This is a genomic window from Longimonas sp. (assembly GCF_046498435.1).
Taxonomy (GTDB): Bacteria; Bacteroidota; Rhodothermia; order Rhodothermales; family Salinibacteraceae; genus Longimonas.
In genome coordinates this window covers 1-5,627 of sequence record NZ_JAWOAR010000074.1, presented here as the reverse complement: position 1 = coordinate 5,627, position 5,627 = coordinate 1, and the positions used below count along the sequence as shown (strand labels likewise).

2 protein-coding genes and 3 pseudogenes are annotated in these 5,627 nt (G+C 58.6%); 1 reads left to right on the top strand and 4 read right to left on the bottom strand.

Annotated features, from left to right (window positions below):
- Nucleotides 1-84: 84 nt before the first annotated feature.
- The 4 genes and pseudogenes from R6U20_RS03265 to R6U20_RS03250 form a co-directional block, all read right to left on the bottom strand.
- A pseudogene (locus tag R6U20_RS03265) lies at nt 85-156 on the bottom strand (30S ribosomal protein S4); the annotation flags it as partial.
- A gap of 49 nt (nt 157-205) precedes the next feature.
- Nucleotides 206-484: pseudogene (gene rpsK, locus R6U20_RS03260) on the bottom strand (30S ribosomal protein S11); the annotation flags it as partial.
- Entirely contained in the window at nt 438-3,260 is a 2,823-nt protein-coding gene (locus R6U20_RS03255; RefSeq protein ID WP_410336437.1) for a C25 family cysteine peptidase, read from the bottom strand. The pseudogene rpsK and the gene R6U20_RS03255, both read right to left, overlap by 47 nt.
- Before the next feature lie 69 nt (nt 3,261-3,329).
- Nucleotides 3,330-4,520 (bottom strand): glycosyltransferase, encoded by a 1,191-nt coding sequence (locus tag R6U20_RS03250; protein WP_410336436.1) that lies wholly within the window; start codon nt 4,518-4,520, stop codon nt 3,330-3,332.
- A gap of 162 nt (nt 4,521-4,682) precedes the next feature.
- On the opposite strand from R6U20_RS03250, the pseudogene R6U20_RS03245 reads away from it, so the two are divergent.
- Nucleotides 4,683-5,627, top strand: a pseudogene (locus R6U20_RS03245) (TonB-dependent receptor); the annotation flags it as partial.

Here is a 5,627-nt window from a genome sequence, read left to right as displayed (position 1 = left end):
AATAAACATTATGAATAACAATGCACCAACAAAAGCACCTGACAAAACAAAAGCACCAGGGAAAACTAAAAAACCAGGAAAAAATTTGTCAGGCCCAAAAATTGGTTCGCCTAACTTCCTCGCTATTTTTGATTTTGGTCCGATATATCTAGCCATGAATCTTAATATTAATCTTTTATTCTACCTCAATTAATTTTTATACCAATTATACTCGTCTTCTTGAAGGCGGGCGGCAACCATTATGTGGTAGTGGCGTTACGTCAACTATTTCGGTAACTTCAATACCAGCATTATGTATTGTACGTATAGCCGATTCTCGTCCGGCTCCTGGCCCTTTTACAAATACTTTAACTTTTCTCAACCCAAGATCGTAAGCTACTTTCGCACAGTCTTCTGCAGCCACTTGCGCAGCATACGGAGTATTTTTCTTTGAGCCTCTAAATCCATTCTTTCCTGATGATGACCAGGAAATAACCTGTCCATCGCGTGTCTACTGTGTGCTGATCGATGGGAGAGATGAGTGCGACGTTGGTATCGAACACGACCTGCTCGCGGGTGGCTGTGTTGTTGGCTTCGACCTCCTCGTCGTAGGTGCCTTCGGGGTCAATGGAGGCACGAAAGGTGTTGGTGCCGATGCTTGCCCCGTCCAGATCGAATGTAAATGATTCGGGGCGCTCCACGGCAAAGCGAGGCACGCGCCGTTCGCGGGTCGTGGTCGTGCCATCGGGGCGCGTCCAATCCAGGATCACGGTTACGCTGTCGTGGGCTACGATTCCCCGGTTGCGCAGGCGCAGCTCTACGGTAAGCTCATCATCGGGCGTGGGGGATGATGGACTGATGCGAATGGCATCGGAGGTGAGGTGGAAGTCGGGCTTCCCGGCAATGGCGATTTCGGTGGCCGGGTCGCCCAGGAGGCTGTACTGCAGCAGGTGGCGCCGGTACGTATTGCTACTTCCGAAGCGGTCGGCAACATCGGCTTTGGCATCTTGAATGGCGGATCCAAGCACGCGCATCGTATCCCGAAAAACGCGGTCAACCAGTTCGTCGTTGAGGCGGGCTGAGGGAATGCGATTACCCAGCGCCGAGGTGCCCCAGTGGGCAATGCCCCCGTTCTCGGAGCCACTTATGGGGGTACCATCATCACGCAGCGAGCCTACAACAAGCTGTTCACCCAACGAGGGGGCACTGGCCACCTCGAAGCGCCCCCCCGCAAACGAGCCGGTGCGGCAGCCCAGCGATACGACCACGGGGAGGCGCCCGGCGTTGTCGAACTCTTCGGGGGGATCGGTCACGATCTCCCAGGTTTGGGCGGCGGAGTGGCCGAAGTAGTTGAGCCAGCCTGCGCCGCGTTGAAGGCTGGTGGCCAGCGAATCTTGCAGCGAACTGTCGAGCGCATCGTCAACGCGCTTGTAGTAGCGCGTCGTGTCCATTCCTGCTACGTAAAGCGAGTCTTCGGTGCCGGTGGCCCACTCGCCCCAGCGGTCCGAGTAGAACTGAAGCGACTGCTGCTCAGATGAGGTGGTGCCGCCGGCCAGGAGCATCATGCGTTGCTGCCACAGGTCGAGCGGAGCGGTCTCGTAGGTTTCAATTTTTTCGAGGAAGAGCTCCGCTTGCGCATTGGTGCGTACTGGAATGCGCCCCACCGCCATAAACTCGCTCCAGTCGCCTGCCCCGTTTTGTTGCATGGCAAACCAGCCATCGGAAGGGGAGTAGCCAAACGACGGAATGCTCCAGTCGGGGGTGCGGTTCTCAATGTTGTTGGTGTAGATGGGATGTTGCGCATCCCCCCAGAGGCTCAAGAACTGCGGAGCGGTGCTCCAATCGCGCGTGTGGTGGGCAAAGCGGCGCAGAGCCACCGGGCTGGGACGTCCGTAGTCAAAGGCGTCAAAGATGTCGTGGAGTGGCACAACGGCCACATCATATCCGCCCTGCACGCTCCGGTATTCGGCCATGGCCTCGCCACTCTCTTCGAGCGCAGGCGGTACAACCAGCACGTAATCGGCAGCATGCGCGTTCGGGTCGGTCCAGTCGGTGCCAGTGTGCGGGCGGAGCTGCGTGGGCGTTTTATAGCCGGATTCGCCCACGGCCCAGTAGGCGGCCTCTGCCTCCGCGTTGTTGACCGACACCTCGTCATCGGCATTGGCTGTTGCCTTTTGACCGGTGTTGGGGCTGTACACAACCGGTGTGCCGGTGTGATCGGTTAGGGGGAGCGTGTACGACCCAGAATTGGGAAGCACCAGGCGCTGCCAGTCTTCCGAGCGGGCGCGCAGCGTGCGGGTGTAGTCGGCAGAAATCCAGTCGAGCAGCACATAGTTGGGCGTGCTGGCTGGGGGCGGGCATCCGCTGTCGAATCCGTCGTTGTACGAGGTGATGCGCAGGTCTAAGCCATCGTTGGGGATGCGATCAGGATCCACATCGGCTTCGAACGTGCGGCGCGACAGCCCTTGCCATGATTCCGTACCCAGCGACTCGAAGGAAGCACTGCCGCCATCGGAAAGGCGGGCCTCCACCTCGACGCGGTGGCACGAATTCGTTTCGGTATCGAAGCGCAGGCGCAGGTCAAGGGGCGTATTGGCGTCCTCATCGCGGCGATCAACCGAAAGCGTATGTGTGAACGTGCGTGTTCCGGTGTTGTTATGCGAAAAGCGGTGCCAGTAGTAGCCTTCCGATTCGGTGTAGAGCGGGCTGCCGTTCTCATTGGGACGGCCAAAGTAGTAGCGGGTGTCGCGTTCGGCCCAGGCGGTGTCGCGCAGGGTAGTGGTAGGCGATACCGCTTCGGCATCCGACTCGGTATAGCGGAGGCCGCTGTCGGTTTGATTCCACGTGAGCCAGTACGTGGTCGTGTCGGTGTAGAGGCTACGATGGGTGCTGCTCTGCCACGCTGTCTCTTCGTTGTATGCCCAGGTTTCGTCGGTGCCGCGGTTGCGCGTGCCTACGAACACAATTGCATCGCTGTCCGTGAGCGAACCGGTTGCGGACACGTCGATGGGGACTTCCTGCCCGCGCTCGAAGAGTTGAAGCGTGGCCGGGTCGATGCTGGACAGTGAGGTGCCACTGGGGAGCGCATCGGCAATGTCGCTTCCGGATATGCGGTACACTCCATCTTCGACCACATCGATTTTTACGTATGGCGCGTCGTCAACGTACCAGGAGGCATCGTAGTCGAGCCCGTTTTGGGCGTAGACATCCGCTGAGCACAGAACACCAACCAGCCACAATCCAACAAACAACGGACGGAGGCGAAGCAAAGACACAGGCATGAGACACGAAGGATGACGCGAGGAGAGTCCGTACAGCAGCAGGCTATCAACTTCTGACCGGGCGCAGTGTCATAATGAGGCCCAGTGCCGCTTAGCATTTTGATACAGATCGACGGTACACGTTACAAAGGTATCGTAACTGAACCGGTTGTGCAACCGCTTTCGGTCGACCCGAGTGGGGCCAAGGGGCTGGCCCTGCTGAAGCGCACGGGTCATGCGAAGCAATGCGTGCCGCAGTGCTGCCGTTGAGTGTGGAGGCACCATTTGGCCCTGCACATCAGAAAGTATGTACTCGGGGCCGCCGCAGCGGGTTGCGAGTACGGCGCATCCACAGGCCAGGGCTTCAACCACAGGAATCCCAAACGTTTCGTAGTGGCTGGCCAGCACGTAGCCATGGGCCTGTTGTAGCACGTTGCGCACGTCCGGACGCGAGAGGTGGCCATGAAAGGTAACCTGGTCTTGCACGCCGAGTCGTTTGGCCAGTGTGCAAAGGGCCGCACGCTCGGGGCCGTTGCCCACCACATGCAGGTGCACCTTGGCTCCTGCATCCACCACCCCGGCCAGCGCTTGCAGTAGCCGATCGGTTCCTTTGGCGGGGACGAGGCGTCCTACACTCGCCCACACGACGGGGGGCGGCTCAGGGCGTGTCTCCGGCGGCGTAAAAAATGAGAAGTCGACGGGATTCGGCAGGAGGCATATCCGAGCGGCAGGGCACCAGCTTTGGGTGTGCAGCGCGGTGCGCAGGGCCGGGCTGACAGCGGCTACGGCATCGGCCTGCTCGAATGCCGCGTGAGCCCAGCGGCGTTGCTCGGAGACAAGCGTATCCTTCACGAATCCGCTAAAATGTTCCGTGAGTGCCATGGGGCGGTTCCAGCGGCGGGCCAGCTGGGCGGCGGCCCCGCCGGCCCATTGTGCACTAAGCGCATGAATGACATCGGGGCGTCCATACGTGGCAGCGTAGCGTTCGCCCAGACGCACGGCAGACCGGATGAGTGCAGTGTAGCTGCCGGGTGCTTGCGAGAGCACGTTCCAACCATGCCGGCGCAACACGGGTAGGTCGTATTCAAGATGCCACCGCGTCTGGAAGAAGTGGGCCCGCAGCGCCCGTCCCGAGAGCTGGCGCAGGCTGTGGTGTTCGGGATAGACGACCCCCACGCGATGCCCCGCGTGCTGGAGCGCATGCAAGTGCCGGTAGAAATAGCTCCCTTTCGCCGGAGCTAAAGCTGTAGGAAACCACGACGGAAGAACCAGCACATGCATGGCAGAGCGGACCTGCGAGAGGAGCGAGCAACAGGCTATGAGCGAGCCGGGTGGGACGCGCTCGTGTAGGGCGTGCTCATAATGAGACGACGGAGCTGCGAGGGCGAGGCGTCAGCGCGGTGGCACTGCGCCTCAATGTGCTGAATGTGAAACCGGATCAATGTGACCATCAACGGGATCCCCCTGAACGATGCTGAATCCCATTCGGTCTTCTGGGTGGATCTGCCCGACATTGCCACTTCGGTGGACAACATCCAGATCCAGCGCGGGGTGGGGACCTCCACAAACGGGGCGGCTGCCTTTGGCGCCAGCATCAATTTCCAGACCCGGGAACTGATGAAGGAACCCTATGCAATTTACGAAGGTACCCTGGGTTCATTCCATACGGTCAGAAATGCCGTTTCAGCAGGGACAGGATTGATCGGGGATCACTTTGCGGTGGACATCCGGCTTTCCGATCTTTATTCTGACGGTTACATTGACCGGTCGTGGACCGATCTTCGTTCCTATTATGCTTCAGCGGGCTATTATGATTCCAGGACCCTGGTCAAGTTCATCACTTTTTCCGGTCTGGAAGAACTCTACCAGGCGTGGAACGGCGTTCCTTCCGATCTTCTGGAGACGAACCGGACTTACAACGGGCTGGGTGCCTACACCGATGAGGATGGGAATCCGGCCTATTACGATAACCAGATCGACCACTACAGGCAGACCCATTACCACCTGCATTTCTCCAGGATGCTGAACGAAAGACTGTATCTGAATACGGCCCTTCATTATACCGGGGGAGCAGGGTATTACGAGGAGTACAGGGAGGATCAATCCCTTGCTGATTACCTCCTTGATAATGTGGTTATCGGGGAGGATACGGTCAGGGAAACGGACCTGATCCGCAGGAAGTGGCTGGACAATGATTTTTATGGTTTTGTGGGGGGGCTTCAATACCGGGAAGATGGATTCAGTGCCATCCTGGGAGGTGGCTGGAACCGTTACCTGGGGGATCATTTCGGAACGGTGATCTGGGCCAGGTTCCCCGGTGAAAGCGAGATCCGCCACAGGTGGTATGAGAGCACAGGAATTAAATCTGACTGGAACAGTTATCTGAAG

Bases quoted from the DNA above. Each gene is read 5' to 3' on its own strand.
- R6U20_RS03255 (WP_410336437.1), bottom strand. From the start codon at position 3,260: ATGCCTGTGTCTTTGCTTCGCCTCCGTCCGTTGTTTGTTGGATTGTGG.
- R6U20_RS03250 (WP_410336436.1), bottom strand. From the start codon at position 4,520: ATGCATGTGCTGGTTCTTCCGTCGTGGTTTCCTACAGCTTTAGCTCCG.